The organism is Rhodanobacter lindaniclasticus, from assembly GCF_004799035.1.
GTDB lineage: Bacteria > Pseudomonadota > Gammaproteobacteria > Xanthomonadales > Rhodanobacteraceae > Rhodanobacter > Rhodanobacter lindaniclasticus.
In genome coordinates this window covers 16642-37796 of the sequence record NZ_MWIO01000063.1, presented here as the reverse complement: position 1 = coordinate 37796, position 21155 = coordinate 16642, and the positions used below count along the sequence as shown (strand labels likewise).

Sequence of the window (21155 nt, the reverse complement as noted above, 5' to 3'; positions counted from 1 at the left end):
CTGAGCGCGCTGACGGTGAGGTTCGCCTCGCGCGCAGCGCGCGAGAGATTGCCCTGGCGGGCGATCAACACGAACTGTTGCAGCAGCCCAAGCGGAAGCTTGCCCATCTTGAATATCTCTCAAGCCTGGCTTGCGAATATATCGCTTTTTCGGCGCTGCGCGCGCGCGTACCTTGAGCACACCCCAAGCCAGACACTCCCCCGAGGAGGTACCCCATGAGCTCGATCTGGAAAGATCTGCTGTTCCTGCACGGCCACCTGCTGCACAAGGACGACCTCGAATGGCGCGCGGAAGCGACGGCCACCGAAACGCCCGATACCGAAGCTGCCGAAGCGCCCGCCGCGCCCGACCGGAAAGCCGCGGCGCTGGCCTGCTGCGCGATCGTGTGGCCGCGCATCATGGCACCGCATTAGGAGCGCGGCCGGCTTGAATGCCGCTTGAAATGCACCATGTGGACAAGGGCGTGCGGCAACCATTGCCGCACGCCTTTCCCATGCGTGCTGCCAGCGGAGGCGTTCCATGCAACAGCGGTCACTCGGCAATTCATCCCTTTCGATCACCCCGCTCGCGTTCGGCGGCAACGTCTTTGGCTGGACGGTGGACGAGTCGCGCGCATTCGAGTTGCTGGATGCCTTCGTCGACGGCGGCGGCAACCTGATCGACACCGCCGACGTCTACCCGGCGTGGGTGCCGGGCAATCGCGGCGGCGAGTCGGAGACCATCATCGGCAAGTGGCTCAGGAAGAGCGGCAAACGCGACCAGGTGGTGATCGCCAGCAAGGTGGGCAAATGGGCGCGACACAAGGGACTGGCCCCGGTGAATCTGCAGATGGCGGTGGAAGACTCGCTGCGACGCCTGCAGACCGACCACATCGACCTGTATTTCGCGCATGAGGACGACGCCAGCGTGCTGCTGGCCGACACCCTGGGCGGTTTCGCGCGGCTTATCGAGCAAGGCAAGGTACGCGCGATCGGCGCCTCCAACTACGGCGCCGATCGCTTCGCCGACGCGCTGGCCGTGTCGAAGCAGCACAACCTGCCGCGCTACGAGGTGCTGCAGCCGGAGTACAACCTGGTCAGCCGTCGTGGCTACGAGACCGAACTGGAGCCGCTGGTTCGCCGCGAGAATGTCGGCGTGATCTGCTACTACGCGCTGGCCAGCGGCTTCCTCAGCGGCAAGTACCGCAAGGCGGCCGACCTTGCCGGCCACCCGGCGCGCAGCGGTGGCGTGCGCGCCTACCTCAACCCGCGCGGACTCGGCGTGCTGGCCGCGCTGGACGCGGTGGCCGCTGCCCATCACGCCACGCCGGCCCAGGTCGCGCTGGCCTGGTTGATGGCACGCCCCGGTATCAGCGCGCCAATCGCCAGTGCCACCAGCATGGCGCAGTTGAGCGAACTGCTCGGCGCCCTGCAGCTCTCGCTAGGCGCCGACGAAATCGCGGCGCTGGATCAGGCCAGCGCCTGATCCGCCGCAGTCACCGCATCACGCGGACAACAACCCCAGTGCCGCGTTGAGCGTGGCGCTGGGGCGCATCGCGCGACTCACCTTGCCCAGGTCCGGGTGGTAGTAGCCGCCGATGTCGACCGGCTTGCCCTGCGCCGCGTTGAGCTCGGCGACGATCTTGTCCTCGTTGGCGCCCAGCGCCTGCGCCAGCGGCGCGAAGCGGGCCTTCAGGTCGGCGTCCTCGTCCTGTGCCGCCAGCGCCTGCGCCCAGTACAGGGCCAGGTAGAAATGGCTGCCGCGATTGTCGAGTTCGCCGACCTTGCGCGAAGGCGACTTGTTGGTGTCGAGGAACTTGCTGTTGGCCTGGTCCAGCGTCTTGGCCAGCACCTCGACCCGGATGTTGTCGTCGCGCTGGCCCAGATGCTCCAGCGAGGCGGCCAGCGCGAGGAACTCGCCCAGCGAATCCCAGCGCAGGTGGTCTTCTTCCAGGAACTGCTGCACGTGCTTGGGCGCCGAACCGCCGGCGCCGGTCTCGAACAGGCCGCCGCCGGCCATCAGCGGCACGATGGAGAGCATCTTCGCGCTGGTGCCCAGCTCCATGATCGGGAACAGGTCGGTGAGGTAGTCGCGCAGCACGTTGCCGGTGACCGAGATGGTGTCCAGGCCCTGACGGATGCGCTCCAGCGAGAACTTCGTGGCGGCCACCGGATCCATGATGCGGATGTCCAGGCCACTGGTGTCGTAGTTCTTCAGGCAGCGCTCGACCTTGGCGATCACCTGGCGGTCGTGCGCGCGTTGCGGGTCCAGCCAGAACACCGCCGGCGTGTGCCGCGCGCGGCTCACCGCCAGCTTCACCCAGTCCTGCACCGGCGCGTCCTTGGTCTGGCACATGCGCCAGATGTCGCCGGCTTCCACATCATGCTGCAGCAGCACGTTGCCGGACTCGTCGATCACCTTCACCACGCCGTCGCCGGCGATCTGGAAGGTCTTGTCGTGCGAGCCGTATTCCTCGGCCGCCTGCGCCATCAGGCCCACGTTCGGCACGCTGCCCATGGTGGCCGGGTCGAACGCGCCATGCGCCTTGCAGTCCTCGATGGTGGCCTGGTACACGCCGGCGTAGCCGCGGTCGGGGATCACCGCCTTGACGTCCTGCAGCTGGCCCTGCGCGTTCCACATCTTGCCGGAGTCGCGGATCATCGCCGGCATCGAGGCGTCCACGATCACGTCGCTGGGCACGTGCAGGTTGGTGATGCCCTTGTCGGAATTGACCATCGCCACGCCCGGGCGCTGCGCGTACTCGGCGTCGAGGTCGGCCTTGATCGCGGCCTGGGTCGCCTCCGGCAGCGTGCCGAGGCGCGCATACAGGTCGCCGATGCCGTTGTTCGGGTTGAAGCCGGCCTGCTTCAGCGCGTCGGCATGTTTGGTGAGCACGTCCCGGTAGAACTCGCCCACCGCCACGCCGAACATGATCGGGTCGGACACCTTCATCATGGTGGCCTTCAGGTGCAGCGAGAACAGCACGCCGCGCTGCTTCGCGTCAGCGATCTGCGCGTCGATGAAGGCGGCCAGCGCGCGGCGCGACATCACCGCCGCGTCTATGATCTCGCCGGCGAGCAGCGCGGTCTTCGGCTTCAGCACCACCTGGCTGCCGTCCTTGCCGAACCACTCGATGCGCACGCTGCCGGCGTGCTCCACCGTCACGGACTTCTCGCTGCCGTAGAAATCGCCGCCGTCCATGTGTGCCACGTGGGTCTGCGAATCCTTGCTCCACGCACCCATCCGGTGCGGATGCTTGCGCGCGTAGTTCTTCACCGAGACCGGCGCGCGGCGATCGGAATTGCCCTCGCGCAGCACCGGGTTCACCGCACTGCCCTTGACCCGGTCGTAACGGGCCTTGATGTCCTTCTCGTCGGCGTCCTTCGGCTCGTCCGGATAATCCGGCAGCGCATAGCCCTGGGCCTGCAACTCCTTGATCGCGGCCTTCAGCTGCGGCATCGAGGCGCTGATGTTCGGCAGCTTGATGATGTTGGCTTCCGGCGCGGTGGCGAGACGCCCCAGCTCGGCGAGATCGTCCGCCATGCGCTGATCCTCGCGCAGCCGTTCGGGGAACAGCGCGATGATGCGCCCGGCCAGCGAGATGTCGCGCGTCTCGACCTTGATGCCGGCGGTGCCGGCGAAGGCGGCGACGATCGGCAGCAGCGACTGCGTGGCGAGGAACGGCGCTTCATCAGTCAGCGTGTAGATGATCTTGGACGACGTGGACATGGTCTGGGTGAACCTCTCTGCGGCCGCGTGCGCGGGTTGGATGGCGTTGCACGTCGGGCCGGATCGGTGCGTCGGCATGACCCCGGGCGCATTCAGCGTGCGTGCAATCCGCCCATTGTCGCGTTTTCGCCTGCCGCGGGAAAGCGCACCGCCGACACATGCTTGTCCCCGTCCCCGTGGCTCGCGCCAAACGAAAAGGGACGCGTTGCACGCGTCCCTTTCGATGGCCATGCACATCGTGGTCATTTTGCCGATGCGGATTTCAGCCATCACCGGACCGGCATGCGCTGCGCTGCGGCCCGTGCCACATGCACGTCCGCTGCCGCGCGGGTTGCGGCTACTTCACCGAGAAGTCCTTGCTGGCGACCTGGGTACCGTTCAGGGAAATGTCCACCTTGTAATTGCCCACCGGGAATCCGTCAGGCTTGCTGATCATGAACGCGGTGGTTTCCGGCCCCGTGGCGTCGAGTGTCTTGCTGTCCTCATGCACGGTCTGGCCGTCCTGGTAGGTCCACTTGGCGGACAGCGTGGCGTTGCCGCTGCCGCTGGTGTCGACCGAGGCGTAGATGGTGTCCTTGGGTGCGAAGCTGGTGCCGGCGGCAACGATCTTGTTGCTGGCGTCGACGGTCGAACCCAGTTCCACCGAGGTGAATGCCACCATCGCCGCCGGAGCAGGTGCCATGGTGGTCGGCGCCGTAGCCGCCGGCGGCGGCGTGGCCGGCACTTCCGAAGCCGATTCGTCTTTCTTCCCACAGGCGGTCAAGGCCAGAGCGGCAGCCAGTGATACGGCGAGGATCAGGGGTCGGGAAATCATCTTCATGAGGACATCTCCTGCTTCAGGATTTGGCGGGAATCTTCAGCACCTGACCGATGCGGATCTTGTCCGGATCGGAAAGCTGGTCGCGGTTCGCGTCGAAGATCTGCTTCCACACATTCGCGTTGCCGTAAAAATGCCTGGCAATCTTGGACAGGCTGTCACCCGCCACTACGGTGTAGGTCTTGGTTGCGTCGGCGGTCGAACTCACCTCCGACTGCACGTTGCTGAAATCGGCCTTCGGCGGCGCATCCGGCGCAGTGGATTTCACCCCGCCCTGTACATTGGAGAAGTCCGCCTTGGTGGTCTCGTTGCCCATCGCACGCGCCTCCGTCTCGGAAGAGGGGACAGGAATAGCGGCGGGTTGGTTAACAGGCCGTGATCAAGGCAGCAATCCGCAACCACCCGGATAGGCCCGGTTCAGCGCGGCGCCCGGGTCCCGCTCGTCGATCCACTCACCCTGAACGCCTGGAGGCGGGCCTTCGCGGAAGTCGGCAAGCCGTTCACCGTGGCGTGGATGGCTGCCGGGTACCGCTCATATCTCGGCGAGGCGTCGCCGACGCTGCGCCAGCTTGCGCTCGCGCCGGCGCGCGCTCCACGCCTTGCGCCGTTCGGCCAGGCAGGAGAACACCACGTACAGCGCCGGGGTGCTGAGCAGGGTGAGGCTTTGCGAGATCAGCAGGCCACCGATCAGGGCGATGCCGAGCGGGCGGCGCAGTTCGCTGCCTTCGCCCAGGCCGATGGCGATCGGCAAGGCGGCAAGGATGGCGACCATGGTGGTCATCATGATCGGGCGGAAGCGCACCAGGCAGGCTTCGCGCACGGCTTCCAGCGGCGGCTTGTGGTGTTCACGCTGGGCGACCAGGGCGAAGTCGATCATCATGATCGCGTTCTTCTTGACGATGCCGATCAACAGTACCAACGCGATCTGCGCCACCACCGACAACTCGGTGCCGGTCAGCCACAGCGCCAGCAGCGCACCGACGCCCGCCGCCGGCAGCGTGGACAGGATGGTGACGGGGTGGATCAGGCTTTCGTACAGCATGCCGAGCACGATGTAGACGGTGACGATCGCGGCCAGCACCAGCCACAGCATGCCGCTCTGCGACTCCTGGAAGCGGCGAAAGTCCCCGCCCATGTTGAGCTTGATGTCGCCGGGCATGCGCATGTTGCCCACGGTGGACTGGATCACCTGCATCGCCTGGCCCATGCTCACCCCGGGAGCGAGGTTGAAGCTCAGGTCCATCGTGGTGAACTGGTTCTGGTGGGTGATCTGCGAAGGCGCGAGGCCGGGTTCCTGGCGGGCGAAGGCGCTGATCGGCACCATCCGCCCCTGGTTCGATTTCACGTAGACGCGATTGAGCGCATCGGGCGTGGCCGTCTGCGCGGGCAATGCGTTGACCACCACGCTGTACTGGTTTATGTCCGAGTAGATGGTCGATACCTGGCGCTGGCCGAAGGCGTCGTACAGCGCGCCGTCGATCGCGCCGATGGACACGCCCAACCGTGCCGCCGCATCGCGGTCGATCACGATGTTCTGGCGCAGGCCGCCCTCCTCCACGTCGCTGCCCACGTCGCTCAACAGCGGGTTCTTCTTCAGCTCGGTCACCAATCGCGGCAACCACAGTTGCAGCGTGGCGAGGTCGTTGCCCTGCAGCGAGACCTGGTATTGCGCGCCCTGGCTGGTGCCGCCGCCACCGCCGCTGGGCAGATCCTGCACGGCACGCAGGCGCAGGTGCAGGTCGGGATACTTTGCCGCCTTGGCGCTCAACCGGGCCAGCACGGTAAAGGTGTCGTCGGTACGACCCTCGCTGCGCGTCTTGAGATCGATGTTGAACGAACCGCTGGCACCCTGGCGGCTGCTGCCCAGTCGCGTGCCCACCGTGGCCACGTCCGGGTCGGCCAGCAACATCGCCGTGAGCCGCTCCAGCCGCTGCCGGCTCTCGACGAACGACACCGTGGCGCTGGAAGTGGCGCGGCCCCAGATCAGGCCGGTGTCCTGCTGCGGGAACAGGCCGGTCTTGACCACGGTGAACAGGTAGAACGTGGCGGCGATCAGCGCCAGCGGCGTCAGCGCGAACGCCAGCACGTGGCGCAGCGAGAAATCCAGCGCCCGCCGGTACACGCGCAGCATGCCGGCGTGGAAGCGGTCCAGCACGTGGCTGCGCACGTGCGCAGCCCCGGCGCGTGCACGATGGCCGCCGAGGAAGCGCCCGCACAACGCCGGGGTAAGTGTCAGCGAAACCACCGCCGACACAGCAATCGCCGCCACCAGGGTCACCGCGAACTCGTGCATGAACATGCCGGTGACGCCGCCGGCGAACAGCAGAGGGATGAACACCGCCACCAGCGAGGCGGTAATCGAGACGATGGTGAAGCCGATCTCGCGCGCGCCGGCCAGGGTGGCCTGCTTGCGGTCCATGCCCTCGTCGATGTGGCGGATGATGTTTTCGATCACCACGATCGCATCGTCCACCACGAAGCCGATCGCGATCACCAGCGCCAGCAGGGTGAGGTTGTTGAGCGTGTAGTCGAGGATGTACATCGCCACGAACGCGCCGGCCAGCGACAGCGGCACCGCCACCGCGGCAATCAGCGTGGGCGCGAGGCGGCGCAGGAACAGCGCCATGGTCAGCACCACCATCGCCAGCGAGATCAGCAAGGTGGCCTGCACCTCGTGCAGCGAGGCCCGGATGGTCGGCGTGCCGTCGAAGAACGGGGTGAGCCGCGTGCCCGGCTGCAGGAACGTGCGCAGTGCGGGCAGTTGTTCCTTGACCAGGTCCACCGTGGTGATGACGTTGGCGTCGGACTTCTTGTACACATACATCAGCACTGCCGGCCGACCGCCGAACCAGGCCGCCTGGTAGGCGTCCTCGGTGCCGGCATAGACGTCCGCCACGTCGGCCAGCCGCACCGGCGTGCCGTCGTGGCTGGCCACCACCAGCTTCGCGAAATCCGCGGCGCTGTGCAGCGAGGTGGTCGCGGCCACCGCCATGCGCGTCTTGCCGTCGCTGAGGAAACCTTCCGGCGAAGTCACGTTGGCCGCGCGCAAGGCGTTGCGCAGCTGGTCCGGCGACAGGCCCATCGCGTTGAGCGCACGCAGGTTCACGTCGACGCGGATGGCCGGGGTCGAGGCGCCGGCGATCTCCACCGACGAAACACCCGGCAACTGGCGCAGGCGCTGGGCCAGCAAGGTGTCGGCGACGTTGTAGAGATCGCCCGCGGCCTGCGTATCGGAGGTCAGCGCGAAGGCGATCACCGGATCGTCGTTGGGGTTGGCCTTCTGGTAGCTGGGCGCGCCGCTGAGGCCGCTGGGCAAGTCGGGCGCTGCCGCATTGATCGCCGCCTGCACGTCGCGCGCCGCCGAATCGAGGTCGGTGCCGTTGCGGAACATCATGAAGACGAAGGTGCGCCCTTCCGAACTGGACGAGCGCATCGTCTCGATGCCGGGCACCTGGCCCAGGTGCCGTTCCAGCGGCGCGGCCACGGTGGAGGCCATGGTGCTGGCGTCAGCGCCGGCCTGGCTGGCCTGCACGAAGATCGCCGGGAACTGCATGTTCGGCAGTGCCGACACGCCGAGCAGGAAGTAGCAGATCATGCCGCCGACGAACAGGCCGATCGCAAGCAGGCTGGTGCCGATCGGACGGCGGATGAAGGGGCCGGAGACATTCATGCGGGGAACACAACCGTGATGCGGGCGGCACGATGCCGGGCGGGAGGCAAGTGGATCATCCCACCCTCAACGCGCCAGCGGCAAAACGGTTGATCCGGACGCCGAAAGAAAAGCCCCTGCCGGCTTCGCGCGGGCAGGGGCAAGAGGCAAGCCGTCGGATCACGCCGTGCGGTCGGCCCGCGCGTGCTCCAGCGCACGCTGTTCGCGTCGCGCGGCCAGCCAGTCGGAGAAGCGCTCCATGTACAGGTAGATCACCGGCGTGGTGTACAGCGTCACCAGCTGCGACAGCAGCAGGCCGCCGACGATCGCCACGCCGAGCGGTCGGCGCAGCTCCGAGCCGATGCCGGTGCCCAGCGCCAGCGGCAGCGCGCCGAGCATCGCCGCGGCGGTGGTCATCATGATCGGGCGGAAGCGCAGCAGGCAGGCGCGGCGGATCGCGTCATGCGCGTTGAGGCCGGTGCGGCGTGCCTCGATCGCGAAGTCGATCATCATGATCGCGTTCTTCTTGACGATGCCGATCAGCAGCACGATGCCCACGATGCCGTCCACCGACAGGCTCATGCCGAACATCATCAGCGCCAGCAGCGCGCCCACGCCGGCCGGCGGCAGGGTGGAGATGATCGTCAGCGGGTGGATGTAGCTCTCGTACAGCACGCCCAGCACGATGTAGATCACCACGATCGCGGCCAGCAGCAACAGCACCTCGTCGCCCAGCGAGGAGTTGAACTCGGCGGCCTTGCCGATGAACTGGCCGCGCACCTGCGGCGGGAAGTTCAGCTCCGCGTTGATCTGGTGGATCGCCGACACCGCGTCGGACAGCGAGTAGCCCGGCGCCACGTTGAACGACAGCGTCACCGCCGGCAGCTGCTGCTGATGGCTGACCACCAGCGGTGCGCTGGTGACTTCGGCACTGGCCAGCGAGGACAGCGGGATGGTGCCGCCGCCGCCCAGCGCGATGCCGATGTTGCCGGTGTTGCCGATGCCGCTGGGCGTGGCCGAGTTGCTCGACTTCACCTGGCCGAAGCTGGTGGCGTTGCTGCCGGTCAGCGCGCCGGAGCCGTTGCCGCGCACGGTGAGCTTGTTGAGCAGGTCGGTGCTGTTGCGGAACTCCGGCGCCACCTCCAGCACCACGCGGTACTGGTTGAGCTGGGTGAAGATGGTGGAGATCTGGCGCTGACCGAAGGCGTCGTACAGGGTGTCGTCGATGGTCTGCACCGGCACGCCCATGCGGCTGGCCTTCTCGCGGTCGATGGTCAGCTTGAGCGCGTTGCCGCGGTCGGCCAGGTTGTTGCTGACGTCGGCCAGCTCCGGGCGCTGGCGCATCGCGCGGGTCATCTGGTCGGCGTACTTGGCCAGCTCGGTCGAGTTCACCTCGGACAGCGCGTACTGGTATTCGGTGGCCGACACGGTGCTGTCCAGGGTCACGTCCTGTACCGGCTTCAGGTACAGCGCCACGCCCGGGATGTCGGCCACGCTCTGCTGCAGCCGCGGCAGCAGCTTGTCCAGGCCGTCGCGGTCGCCGCGATCCTTCAGCACGATGCTGAGCTGGCCCTGGTTCAAGGTCGGGTTGATCGTGCCGGCGCCAATGAAGGCCGCCACGCCGGCCACCGCCGGGTCCTTGCGCAGCGCTTCGGCCACGGCCCGGGTGCGCTGCTCCATCGCCGGGAACGCGATGTTGTCGTCGGCCTGCACCACGCCGGTGATCAGGCCGGTGTCCTGCTCGGGCAGCAGGCCCTTGGGGATGGCGATGTACAGGAACACGGTGAGCACCACCGCGGCGCCGGCCACCAGCATGGTCAGGCGCTGGTGGTCGAGCACCCAGTCCAGCGAGTTTTCGTACACATGCACGGTGCGCGCCCACACGGTGCGCTTGCCGGCGGCGGCGTGGCGTTCGTGCGCGTCGTCGCCCTCGGGCAGCTGGTCGGGCTTGAGCAGGTAGGCGCACATCATCGGCGTCAGCGTCAGCGACACCAGCATCGAGATGCTCACCGCGATGGTCAGCACCCAGGCGAACTCGTGGAACAGCCGGCCGGTGACGCCGGGCATCAGCAATAGCGGCAGGAACACCGCAACCAGCGACACGGTCAGCGACAGCACGGTGAAGCCGATCTCCTTCGCACCGATCTCGGCGGCTTCCTTGCCGCTCTTGCCCTGCTCGATGTAGCGCACGATGTTCTCGATCATCACGATCGCATCGTCGACCACGAAGCCGGTGGCCACCGTCAATGCCATCAGCGACAGGTTGTCCAGCGACATGCCGGTGAAACTCATCACCCCGAACGTGCCCAGCAGCGACAGCGGCACCGCGGTGGCCGGGATGATGGTGGCCCACAGCCGGCGCAGGAACACGAAGATCACGCCCACCACGAGGAACACGGTGAGGATCAGGGTGAACTCCACGTCGTGCACCGAGGCGCGGATGGTCACCGTGCGGTCGGCGAACACGTCCAGGTGCACGTCGGCCGGCAGCGCGTTGCGCAGTTCGGGCAGGATGCGGCGGATCTGCTCCACCGTCTGCACGATGTTGGCGCCGGGCTGGCGGCGCACGTCCAGCAGCACCGCCGGTTTGCCGTTGGCCCACGCGGCGAGCTGGTCGTTCTCCACGCCGTCGACCACCTTGGCCACGTCGGACAGACGCACCGGCGAGTTGTTCTTGTAGCTGATGATGGTGTTCTTGTACTGCTCGGCATCGGCCAGCTGGTCGTTGGTGCCGATCGAGTAGCTCTGCGTCTTGCCGTTCAACGTGCCCTTGGGCGCGTTGACGTTGGCCTGGGTCAGCGCGCTGCGCACGTCCTCCATGGTCAGGCCGAGATTGGCCAGCTGCGCCGGATTGACCTGGATGCGCACGGCCGGGCGCACGTTGCCGGCAATCGAGACCAGGCCCACGCCCTGCACCTGCGACAGCTTCTGCGCCAGGATCGAGTCGGCCAGGTCGTTGACGTCGCGCAGCGGGCGGCTGTCCGACTGCAGCGCCAGGGTGAGGATCGGCGCATCGGCCGGGTTGACCCGGTTGTACACCGGCGGATACGGCAGGTTGCCGGGCAGCGTGCCCTTGGCCTGGTTGATCGCCGCCTGCACGTCCTGCGCGGCGATGTCGATGTCGCGGCCCATGTTGAACTGCAGCACGATCGTCGACAGGCCCGCGGACGAATCCGAACTCATCATGCTGAGCCCGGAGATCTGGCCCAGGTTGCGCTCCAGCGGCGTGGTGATCAGCGTCGCCATGGTGGTGGCGCTGGCACCGGGGTACTGCGTGGTCACCACCAGGCTGGGCGCCTCGATCTCCGGCAGCGCGGACACCGGCAGCTGGCGGAAGCCCAGGATGCCGAGCAGCAGCACCGCCACCATCAGCAGCGAGGTGGCGATCGGGCGGCGAATGAAGAGGGTGGAGAAGCCCATGACTATCCGTGACGAAGTGGAGCGGCAGCTGCCGCGTTCGAGACGCGCATGCCCCCGCGGCAAGGCCGCGGGCTCATGCGGACATCAGCGGCGACCGCGGCCACCCTTGTTGTCCTGCTTGGACTTCTGCAATTCCGCCGCGGTGGGTGCGGCCGGCACTTCGCCCGGCTTGAGCGGGTTGACCTTGCTGCCGGGCTTGAGCCGGAACTGGCCTTCGGTCACCACCTTGTCGCCGACCTTGAGCCCGCTGCCGATCATCACGTGGCTGTCGCCGACTTCGCCGGCCACCACGATCGACTGCATCTTGACCGTGTTGTCGCCCTGCACCAGGTAGACGTAATCGCCGTCCGGCCCTCGCTGCACGCCCTGCGAGGGGATCACCAGGCCGCCATCGACGGTGTTCACCAGCAACCGCACGTTGACGAACTGACCCGGCCACAACTCGTTGTGCTCGTTGCCGAATTCGGACTTCAGGCGGAACGTGCCGGTGCTGGTGTCGATCTGGTTGTCGATCACCTTGAGCACGCCGCCGCTGGCGATCGGGTGGGCGTCGACGCGATCGAGCGCGGTGACCTCCAGCGGCTTGCCGCCCTGCGCCGCGCCACGCACCATGTCCAGGTTCTGCTCGGGCAGGGTGAACATGACGTTGATCGGGTGCAGCTGGGTCAGCGTGACGATCGGGCTGGAGGTGGTCACCACGTTGCCCGGGTCGACCGCGCGGATGCCGGCCAGGCCGTCGATCGGCGAACGGATCTCGGTGTAGTCGAGCTGCACCTTGGCGTCGCGGACCGCCGCCTCGTCGGCCGCCACCGCCGCCTCGTACTGGGCCACGGTGTTCTTCTGGGTGACCTGGTCGATCTTGGCCACGTACTGGCTGTACTGGGGATCCTGCGTGCGCTGGTAATTGCTGCGCGCGGTGGCCAGCAGCGACTGGTCCTGCTTGCGCCGGGCGACTGCCTGGTCATAGCTGGCCTGGAAGGTGCGCGGATCGATGCGCGCCAGTACCTGGCCCTTGGTCACCGGCTGTCCTTCGGTGAAGTCGATGCTGAGCAGCCGGCCCGAGACCTGCGGCAGCACCGTCACCGTGTTGAGCGCCTGCACCGTGCCCAGCGCGGTCAGGTAGACCGGCACGTTCTGCTTGGCCACCGGCACCACGGTCACCGGCACCGGCGGTGCGTTGTCCTTGCCGTCAGCGCCCTTCGCGCCGGCGCCGGCGGGCTTGTGCAACACGCGGACGGCGACCACGGCCACGATGACCACCGCCAGCACGATCAACGCGATCTTCCAAAAACGCGACATGTAGAACTCCTGGATTGAACCGGGGCTGGCAGCCGGCCAAGGCCGCCGCCGCAGGAACCACGCGGGCAAACGCACCCGCATGGTCAAAGCATAGGTGTACGTGAACCGCCTTGAACAATGCCGGTAGACAGGGGTGGGGCATGACCGATGGCAGGGTTTCGCGCCCCGCCGCAATGCAGACCGGCCCGGGTGCAGAACGTTCCGGGCACCGCGTCGGGATACAGGCGATCCGGTTACCCTGAAACTTGTCGGGCGCTTCGTTTATAATACCGGACTGGTCGCCAGCGCGCCCCGAGGGTGCGGTCCGGATACCGGCAGCAGGGGTTGGGGCATATCGAGGTCTTCGACCCTGGCGGCTGCAGCGGTTTCGCGATTCCGGCGTGATGGCAAGGCAACAAGGCGGCCCAAGCCCGCCCACTGACAGGAGTACGTGCGTGAGCGGTCCCCTTAGCAAATCCGACCAGGGCTTCCTGCGTCAGTTCTCGCTGACCATCGGCGGGCTGATGGTCCTTACCGTGGTGCTGGTGTTGTCCGCGCTGACGATCAACAACAGCGAACCCAAGGAAACCAACCCGAACCACCCGGCCACCGTTGCCGCGCGGATCGCCCCCGCCGGTGCCGTCTACGCCGGCGACACCGGTCGCGCCGCCATGCAGGCTGCAGCCGACGCCGCGGCCAAGGCCGCCGCCTCCCAGGTGGCCTACGGCGGCACCACCGACGGCAAGGAAATCTACGACCACCTGTGCACCAGCTGCCACACCGCCGGCATCGCCGGTGCGCCGAAGCTGGGCGACAAGGCCATGTGGGGCCCACGCATCAAGCAGGGCATCGACGTGCTGGTCAAGCACGCGATCGACGGCTACCACGGCCCCGACGGCAACTTCATGCCGCCCAAGGGCGGCAACCCCGCGCTCACCGACGAGCAGGTCACCGCCGCCGTGCACTGGATCGCGGATCAGGCGAAGTAATCGCCTGATCCAACAAGCTGTCTCCAAACGCCGCCCCCGGGCGGCGTTTTCGTTTGCCCCTCCCCTGCTTGGAGGGAGAGGGGTCACGCCGCGCAGTGAAGGCAAGAGCACCCCTCCCCAACCCTCCCCTGCTGCGCAGGGGAGGGAGCAGAGCTGGAACCAGTCAATCGGCGTGCGTGTCGATCCACCGCTGCGCGAACACCTGCAATTCCGGGAAGAACGCTTCGAAACTCTGCTGCAGCGCCGCTTCGTGCTGGCGCAGCACCGGCAAGGTGGAACCCAGCGGGTTGGCGCGGGTGAGTCGTTGCCCGATCCCGGCCAGTGCCCGGCCCAGCACCGCGCGGTCGGCGTAGCCGGCCGGCAGGTCGTTGGCTTCCATGTAGGCGCGGAACCGGCGCAACGCGGGCGTCAGCAAGGCATCGCGACGCTGCAGCAGTCCACGCAGGCCGAGCGAGCAGTCTTCCAGCGGTTGGGCGCTCCAGTGCGAAAAATCCCGCGCGAGCAAGTGGTCGAACCACATGTCCAGCAGGATGCCGCCGTAGCGGCGATACGGCGGCGGCAGCTGTGCCTTGGCGACCAGCACGGCGGGATGGGCGTCGGTGTAGACATCGATGGCACGATGCAGGCGGATGCCGCGGATCACCTGTGGCGGGAACTGCGCCGGATCGGGCTGGCCGTGCACGAAATCGCCCAGCATCCCGCCCAGTTGCAGCGCTTCGTCGTCGCCAGCCAGCAGGACATGCGCCAGGTGGTTCATCCGCGCGGGCAGCGGATCGGCGTCGCGGTTATGATCTTGGGCATGAACCCCGCCTCGTTCCCTGCCGACCCTGCCGGCTTTCCGGATGTCGCTGCCAGTTTCGTGCTGGCAGGCCCGGTCGGCAAGCTGGAAACCGCCACCGACGTCGCCGAACCCGCCTGCGCACGCCGCGGCGTGGCGGTGATCTGCCATCCGCTGACCAGCGAGGGCGGCAGCATGCACAACAAGGTGGTGACCATGGCCGAGCGCGCGCTGCGCGAATCGGGGCTGGACACCGTGCGCTTCAATTTCCGCGGGGCAGGCGACTCCGAGGGCAAGTTCGACAAGGGCCGCGGCGAGCGCGAGGATCTCGCCGCCGTGGTCGCCTGGGTGCGTCGCGTGCGGCCCGACGACGCGCTGTGGCTGGCCGGTTTCTCGTTCGGCAGCGGCGTGAGCATCGCCCAGGCAGTGCCGCTGCGTGCCGATGCACTGATCAGCATCGCGCCACCAGCGGGCCGTTACGGGCTCGACAAGATCAAGCCGCCGACCTGTCCCTGGCTGGTCGTGCAGGGCGAGGCGGACGAAATAGTCGAACCGCAGGCCGTGTTCGACTGGATCGCCAGCCTGGAACACCCGCCCGAACTGGTGCGCATGCCCGACACCAGCCACTTCTTCCATCGCCGCCTGATGGATCTGCGTGGCGCGATCAAGCACGCCGTGCGCGACTGGCTGCCGCCGACACGCCAGGCCTGACCCTCTCCATGACCGAAACGTTCTTGCTCGCGCCCAGCGCGCGTTATGCCGAAGGCGTGGCCGCCCATCGCTGGGAGTCCGACCCTGCGCAGCTGGCGCTGCTGGCCGAGTTCGACCGCATGCACGCGGCCCTGTGCGCCGAGCCGGTTGCCGAGAACGGCCTGTTCGGCCGGCTGAAATCGTTGCTGGGCAACGAGCCTCCGGCTGGCGTGCCCGGGTTGTACCTGTGGGGCAGCGTGGGACGCGGCAAGACCTTCCTGATGGATCTGTTCGCCGCCAGCCTGCCGCACGGCGTGGTGTTGCGGCGGCACTTCCACCGCTTCATGGGCGAGGTGCACGACAGCCTGCGCGCGCTGGGCGAGCGGCAGAGCCCGCTGGTGGAGGTCGCCGCCGGCATCGCCGAGCGCTGCCGCGTGTTGTGCCTGGACGAGTTCCTGGTCAACGACATCGGCGATGCGATGATCCTGGCCAACCTGCTCGATGCACTGTTCGAGCGCGGCGTGAGCCTGGTCACCACCTCCAACACCGCGCCGTCGGACCTGTACCGGGACGGCCTGCAGCGCGCCCGCTTCCTGCCCGCGATCGCGCTGATCGAGCAGCACTGCCACGTCGTCGAAATGGTTTCCGCGCACGACTGGCGCCTGCGCGCGCTGACCCAGGCGCCGGTCTACCTGACCCCGCCCGGCGCCGAGTCGCATCGCGCGCTGGAGCGCATCTTCGCCAGCCAGGTCAGCAGCACCATCGAACTCGACGGCACGTTGCACATCAACGGCCGCGACATCCCGTTCCACAAGCGCGCCGAGAACATCCTGTGGTTCCAGTTCGCCGCGCTGTGCGAAGGCCCGCGCGCCGTGGCCGACTACATCGCGCTGGCCAAGGCCGGCCCGACGGTGATCGTCGCCAACGTGCCGCAGTTCACCATCTACAGCGAAGACGCGGCGAAACGCTTCGTGCAACTGGTCGACGAGTTCTACGACCGGCGCGTGAAGCTGGTGCTTTCCGCCGCCGCTCCGATCACCGAGCTCTACGATGGTGAACGCCTGCGCGCCGAATTCGGCCGCACCGAATCGCGCCTGATCGAGATGCAGAGCGAGGAATATCTGGCGCTGGAACACCGCGCGGAGTAGACCGCCGCCGGATCAGGCCTCGGTGACGCCCGGATGCGCCTGCACGAAGCGCCGGTGATGCAGCAGCACGCCGCTGTAGTAGCAGATGTAGTAACCCACCAGCTGGCCGATCACCAGCATGGTCAGCGGACTGGAGGCGTAACCCATCGGCTGCGCCGGATAGGCGCCGACTTGCGCCGCGGCCGCCGCGTGCCGCATCTGCGGCCACACCACCAGGAACCGCCAGGCCAGGCGTCCCAGCAGCAGTACGGTGAGCAGGCCGCCGATCCACGGGTTGGGCACATAGCAGTCGCCCTTGCGCGGGTCGACCTCGAAGCTAGTCAGGCGCAGGCCGAGCAGGCCGAGCACCGCACCGATCAGCACGCCACCGACCAGGCCCTCGGCCAGGGCCATCCGGTGCAGACCGCTCAGCGCGAGCACGCAGCCCAGGAACGAAAACGCCACGATGCGGAAGATCATCCGCTTGCGCCGGATCGGCTGGCGGCCGAACTGGCGGCTGACGCGTCGCCAGACCAGCAAGGCGACGATCGGCAGCATGATCAGGTAGCTGGTCAGGTGGGCAGGCATGCGGCCACTCCATGCAACGACGTGGAACCAGCTTAGCGGGGCCGGGCCGGGGCGACGACTGACATTCGTCACCCTCTCGCCATGCGCGGTCGCTACGACGCGGCCGACTCGAAGAACATCAGGTACACCAGCCGGCCGTTCTCCATGCTGTCGCCGAACGCCTCGCCGGCGGTGTGCCACAGCCAGGGCCGCAGCAGTACCAGGCGGTTGAAGCGCATCGGCGCGCGCATGGTCATCTCCCACTTCGAATCATCGTTGCTGTCCTGCTCGATGATGTCGCGGTACATCTCCTGGTTCGACGCGTAGCCGAGCGCCGCCCGTTCGGCGGCATTGATCGGTGCGCGATCGGTGTTGGTGCGGCGATGGCGGAAGAACTCGGTGCCGCCGTGGCAATCCTCCGGCCGGCTCAGGTAGAGGATGCCCGACCAGTGCGCTCCGCTGTCGATGTGCACCCTGGCGCGGCCCTTGTCCTGCGCCAGGGTGATGCGGAACTTGGCGTGCGACTGCGGCGGCGAGATGGCCTTCAGTGGCTCGCCAACCAGCCTGGATACCTGCTGCGCCAGTCCGCCAACGTCGATGCGCTCCAGCGAATTGCGCCCGGGGAACGCGCCATCCTGCTCGGGATAGGTCAGCCGCAGCGCCGCGTCGCGCAGTTCATGCGCGTTGCCGAGGAAATCGTCGACGATGATCAGTGAAGTGGGCATGGCACGCCGGGATGGTGGGGGGCGATGACGCGACGGGCTACTTCGCCTTGCCCTGGTTGGCCACCGCGGCCATCTTCGCCGCGATCGCCTCGGCGTCGCCGAGATAGTAGTGGCGCAGCGGCTTCAGCTCGTCGTCGAACTCGTACACCAGCGGCACGCCGTTGGGGATGTTGAGCTCGACGATCGCCTCGTCGGAGATGCCATCCAGATACTTCACCAGCGCGCGCAGCGAGTTGCCGTGCGCGGCGACCAGCACGCGCTGGCCGGCCTTGATCGCCGGCGCCAGCACCTGGTGCCAGTACGGCAGCACGCGCGCCACGGTGTCCTTCAGGCATTCGGTGTCGGGGATGTCCTTCGGATCGAGCGTCGCATAGCGTGGGTCGTGCACCGATTCGTTCTTGTCGCGATCCAGCGGCGGCGGCGGCACGTCGTAGCTGCGGCGCCAGATCTTCACCTGCTCCTCGCCGTATTTCGCCGCGGTCTCGGCCTTGTTCAGGCCGGTGAGGCCGCCGTAGTGGCGCTCGTTGAGGCGCCAGTCGGTGACCACCGGCAGCCACATCAGGCCCATTTCGTCCTGCACGCCCCACAGCGTGCGCACGGCTCGCTTGAGCACCGAGGTGTGCGCCACGTCGAAGCTGTAGCCGCTTTCGGTCAGCAGGCGGCCCGCCTCGCGCGCCTCGGCCCTGCCCTGCTCGGTGAGGTCGACGTCGGCCCAGCCGCTGAAACGGTTGTCGAGGTTCCACTGCGATTGACCGTGGCGGATCAGGACGAGCTTGTGCATGGCTGCGCTCAGCAAAAACGGGATGAACCGTGAATGGTGCAGTGCAGCCCCGGCAGCGTCAAATCGGACCCTGCCACAGGTCATGGCAAACCTTTGCCGCTGGGGCGGCATCCTAGGAGTGTGCGCGGCAGAAACCGCCCACGCTCCCAGAGACTCCCACCGACCACGGAGGCTGCCATGCGCCGCATTTCGACCCTTCTTCTCCTGTGCACGTTTGCCTTGCTGCCCGCGCTGGCGGCGGCCCGCGACGGCGACATCGACAAGGTCAACGGCGCGGTACGCGTCGAGGCTGGCCAGCAGGCCGGCAACGTCAGCTCGGTCAACGGCGCGGTATACGTGGGCGACGGCGCCACCGTGCGCGAGGCCAGCACGGTCAATGGCGCAGTGGAGCTGGGCGACCGCACCCAGGCCACCGCGGTGGACACCGTCAACGGCTCGATCACGCTGGGCGAGGCCAGCAAGGTCAGCGGCGAGGTGAGCGCGGTCAACGGCAGCATCCGCCTGGCGCGCGGCGCCGAGGTCGGCGGCAAGCTGGGCAACGTCAACGGTGCGATCGTGCTGCACGCCGCCCACGTCGCCGGCGGGCTCTCCACGGTAAGCGGCGACATCACCGTGGGCGAGAACTCGCGCGTCGAAGGCGGCATCCTGGTCGACAAGCAGCACGGCTGGTTCAACTTCAACAGCCGCAAGCCGGTGGTGGTGATCGGTCCGCACGCCGTGGTGCAGGGCACGCTGGAGTTCCGCCGCGAGGTGGAACTGAAAGTCAGCGACAGCGCGCAGATCGGCCCGGTAAAGGGCGCCACGGTGGAGAAGTTCAGCGGGGCCACGCCGTAAGGCCGCAGGGCGGGCAGTGCCCGCCCTGCGTACGGGATTGCGTCAGAGCCAGTTGCGCGGCTTCAGGTAGTCGGCCAGTTTCGCTTCGGCGGAGCCGGCTTCCGGCTGGTATGCATACTCGAAGCGCACCCGCGGCGGCAGGCTCATCAGGATCGACTCGGTGCGCCCGCCCGACTGCAGGCCGAACAAGGTGCCGCGGTCGTAGACCAGGTTGAACTCCACGTAGCGGCCGCGCCGGTACAGCTGGAACTCGCGCTCGCGCTCGCCGTACGGCGTGCCCTTGCGGCGCTCGACGATCGGCAGATAGGCATCGAGGAACCCCTGGCCGACGTCGCGGGTGAACGCGAAGCAGCGCTCGAAACCGCCCTCGTTCATGTCGTCGTAGAACAATCCGCCCACGCCGCGCGTCTCGTCGCGATGCTTCAGGTAGAAGTACTCGTCGCACCATTTCTTGTAGCGCGGATACACGTCTGCGCCATACGGTTCGCACAGGTCGCGCGCCACGGTGTGCCAGTGGCGCGCGTCCTCGTCCACCGGATAGAACGGAGTGAGGTCGAAGCCGCCGCCGAACCACCACACCGGCTCCACGCCCTCCTTGCTCGCCTCGAAATAGCGCACGTTGGCGTGGGTGGTCGGCACGTGCGGATTCTTCGGGTGCAGCACCAGCGACACACCGGTGGCGATGAAGCTGCCGCCGGCGAGCTCGGGCCGGTGCGCGGTGGCGCTGGGCGGCAGCTGATGGCCGTGCACGCGCGAGAAGTTCACCCCGGCCTGCTCGAACACCGCGCCATCGCGCAGTACGCGGGTGCGCCCGCCGCCGCCCGCCGGGCGCGTCCACGCATCCTCGACGAAGCGCGCGCCGCCGTCGGCCTGCTCGATCGCCGCGCAGATGCGGTCCTGCAGTTCGCGCAGGAAGGTTTCGGCAAGGTCGGCTTGTGCGCTCATCATCTGGCTCGAAAGATTCGATGGCGCCAAGCTTAGCAAGCAGCCGCGCGCGACCGGCTGTGGTGCGGCACCGCGCCGCCCTGATCCAGCGCAACTCAACTGATGCGTGCAGCCATGCGCGCGTGGCCGATCAACCGCGCCCAGCGCATGCCGATGTCGATCCACATCAGATAGCCCGCTTCCAGCACGAGCCGGCCGAGGTAGCGCGCATGCCGCGGGAGCGTCGGTTCCGCCGCCACGGCAATGCTGTCGAAGCCGAGCCGCCGCGCCAGCAGCAGGCAGCGCGCGAGGTGGTAGCGGCTGGTCACCAGCGCCACCGGCGGCAGGCGTCCCTCTTCCTGCAGCAGCCGCCGCGCATGACGCAGATTCTCCAGCGAGTCGACCGAATCCTGTTCCAGCTCCACGCGCACGTCGCCGGTCAGCTCGTGCTGGCGCAGCCAGGCCGCGCCGGCGGCGGCCTCGCTCAACTCGCTTCCGCTGCAACCGCCGAGCAGCAGCAGATGGTCGGTCTGTTGCTGCCGCGCCAGCACCAGCGCGCGCCGCAGGCGCTGCTGGTAATCGTGGCCGGGCGCATCCTGTTCCAGCCGGCGGCCGAACACCAGCACGGTCATCCGTCGCGGCGGCGACAGCGGACTGCGCGTGGCGATGCGCCACACATGGATCAGATAGCCGAGCCAGACCAGGCCGGCACTCAATATCACGACCAGCCCGGTGACCACTGCTGCATGCAGCACGTCGGCGTCGCGCAGGTATTTCGAGGGTTTTCGCGAGGCGGACACGCCAAGGCATCGTCGGTGCGGGAGACGCGACAGCTTATACGGTGTGCGACGTTCGCGGCATCTTCATG

18 protein-coding genes and 1 pseudogene are annotated in these 21155 nt (G+C 67.6%); 6 read left to right on the top strand and 13 right to left on the bottom strand.

Annotated elements, in window-relative coordinates:
- A pseudogene (locus B1991_RS19045) lies at positions 1-107 on the bottom strand (LysR family transcriptional regulator); the annotation flags it as partial.
- Between the two features lie 108 nt (positions 108-215).
- On the opposite strand from B1991_RS19045, the gene B1991_RS16560 reads away from it, so the two are divergent.
- Entirely contained in the window at positions 216-413 is a 198-nt protein-coding gene (locus B1991_RS16560; RefSeq protein WP_136259785.1) for a hypothetical protein, read from the top strand.
- Positions 414-519: 106 nt separating this feature from the next.
- The gene (locus B1991_RS16555) at positions 520-1464 is read left to right on the top strand and encodes an aldo/keto reductase (RefSeq protein ID WP_136259784.1); all 945 of its coding nucleotides are present in this window, start codon (positions 520-522) and stop codon (positions 1462-1464) included.
- Positions 1465-1482: 18 nt separating this feature from the next.
- Here the strand turns inward: B1991_RS16555 and B1991_RS16550 are convergent, their stop codons facing one another.
- The 6 genes from B1991_RS16550 to B1991_RS16525 all read right to left on the bottom strand — a co-directional run bounded on the left by B1991_RS16550 (position 1483) and on the right by B1991_RS16525 (position 12893).
- The gene (locus B1991_RS16550) at positions 1483-3708 is read right to left on the bottom strand and encodes an NADP-dependent isocitrate dehydrogenase (RefSeq protein ID WP_136259783.1); all 2226 of its coding nucleotides are present in this window, start codon (positions 3706-3708) and stop codon (positions 1483-1485) included.
- A 337-nt stretch (positions 3709-4045) separates the two neighbouring features.
- Positions 4046-4528 carry a hypothetical protein gene (locus tag B1991_RS16545; protein ID WP_136259782.1) on the bottom strand — a complete coding sequence of 161 codons (483 nt, stop codon included), beginning with the start codon at positions 4526-4528 and terminating at the stop codon, positions 4046-4048.
- Positions 4529-4544: 16 nt separating this feature from the next.
- Positions 4545-4841 (bottom strand): LysM peptidoglycan-binding domain-containing protein, encoded by a 297-nt coding sequence (locus B1991_RS16540; RefSeq protein ID WP_136259781.1) that lies wholly within the window; start codon positions 4839-4841, stop codon positions 4545-4547.
- Positions 4842-5057: 216 nt separating this feature from the next.
- Entirely contained in the window at positions 5058-8195 is a 3138-nt protein-coding gene (locus tag B1991_RS16535; protein ID WP_136259780.1) for an efflux RND transporter permease subunit, read from the bottom strand.
- 159 nt (positions 8196-8354) lie between these two features.
- On the bottom strand, positions 8355-11594 hold the full coding sequence (locus B1991_RS16530; protein WP_136259779.1) for an efflux RND transporter permease subunit: 3240 nt from the start codon (positions 11592-11594) through the stop codon (positions 8355-8357).
- A gap of 84 nt (positions 11595-11678) precedes the next feature.
- Positions 11679-12893: an efflux RND transporter periplasmic adaptor subunit gene (locus B1991_RS16525; RefSeq protein ID WP_136259778.1), complete on the bottom strand. Its 1215-nt coding sequence runs from the start codon at positions 12891-12893 to the stop codon at positions 11679-11681.
- A 503-nt stretch (positions 12894-13396) separates the two neighbouring features.
- Between B1991_RS16525 and B1991_RS16520 the strand changes: the two genes are divergently transcribed.
- Positions 13397-13861, top strand: coding sequence for a c-type cytochrome (locus B1991_RS16520; protein WP_246031220.1), 465 nt, complete (start codon positions 13397-13399; stop codon positions 13859-13861).
- 163 nt (positions 13862-14024) lie between these two features.
- Here B1991_RS16520 and B1991_RS16515 read toward each other — a convergent pair whose 3' ends face one another.
- Entirely contained in the window at positions 14025-14618 is a 594-nt protein-coding gene (locus tag B1991_RS16515) for an acyl carrier protein phosphodiesterase (RefSeq protein ID WP_136259776.1), read from the bottom strand.
- Positions 14619-14660: 42 nt separating this feature from the next.
- On the opposite strand from B1991_RS16515, the gene B1991_RS16510 reads away from it, so the two are divergent.
- Positions 14661-15350 (top strand): alpha/beta hydrolase, encoded by a 690-nt coding sequence (locus B1991_RS16510; protein WP_136259775.1) that lies wholly within the window; start codon positions 14661-14663, stop codon positions 15348-15350.
- An 8-nt stretch (positions 15351-15358) separates the two neighbouring features.
- Positions 15359-16477 (top strand): cell division protein ZapE, encoded by a 1119-nt coding sequence (gene zapE / locus B1991_RS16505; RefSeq protein ID WP_136259774.1) that lies wholly within the window; start codon positions 15359-15361, stop codon positions 16475-16477.
- Positions 16478-16489: 12 nt separating this feature from the next.
- On the opposite strand, the gene B1991_RS16500 is transcribed toward zapE, so the two are convergent.
- The 3 genes from B1991_RS16500 to gpmA form a co-directional block, all read right to left on the bottom strand.
- Positions 16490-17044: a CcdC protein domain-containing protein gene (locus tag B1991_RS16500; RefSeq protein WP_136259773.1), complete on the bottom strand. Its 555-nt coding sequence runs from the start codon at positions 17042-17044 to the stop codon at positions 16490-16492.
- Positions 17045-17136: 92 nt separating this feature from the next.
- Positions 17137-17748, bottom strand: a complete 612-nt coding sequence (locus B1991_RS16495) for a DUF6445 family protein (RefSeq protein ID WP_136259772.1) — start codon at positions 17746-17748, stop codon at positions 17137-17139.
- A 37-nt stretch (positions 17749-17785) separates the two neighbouring features.
- Complete coding sequence (gene gpmA / locus B1991_RS16490; protein WP_136259771.1) at positions 17786-18529, bottom strand: 2,3-diphosphoglycerate-dependent phosphoglycerate mutase; 744 nt, start codon at positions 18527-18529, stop codon at positions 17786-17788.
- 177 nt (positions 18530-18706) lie between these two features.
- Between gpmA and B1991_RS16485 the strand changes: the two genes are divergently transcribed.
- Positions 18707-19363 (top strand): DUF4097 family beta strand repeat-containing protein, encoded by a 657-nt coding sequence (locus tag B1991_RS16485; protein WP_136259770.1) that lies wholly within the window; start codon positions 18707-18709, stop codon positions 19361-19363.
- A 42-nt stretch (positions 19364-19405) separates the two neighbouring features.
- Here B1991_RS16485 and hemF read toward each other — a convergent pair whose 3' ends face one another.
- Together hemF and B1991_RS16475 are read right to left on the bottom strand one after the other, a co-directional pair.
- Positions 19406-20308, bottom strand: coding sequence for an oxygen-dependent coproporphyrinogen oxidase (hemF, locus tag B1991_RS16480; RefSeq protein ID WP_136259769.1), 903 nt, complete (start codon positions 20306-20308; stop codon positions 19406-19408).
- 95 nt (positions 20309-20403) lie between these two features.
- Complete coding sequence (locus B1991_RS16475; protein WP_246031219.1) at positions 20404-21087, bottom strand: YdcF family protein; 684 nt, start codon at positions 21085-21087, stop codon at positions 20404-20406.
- Between the last annotated feature and the right edge of the window lie 68 nt (positions 21088-21155).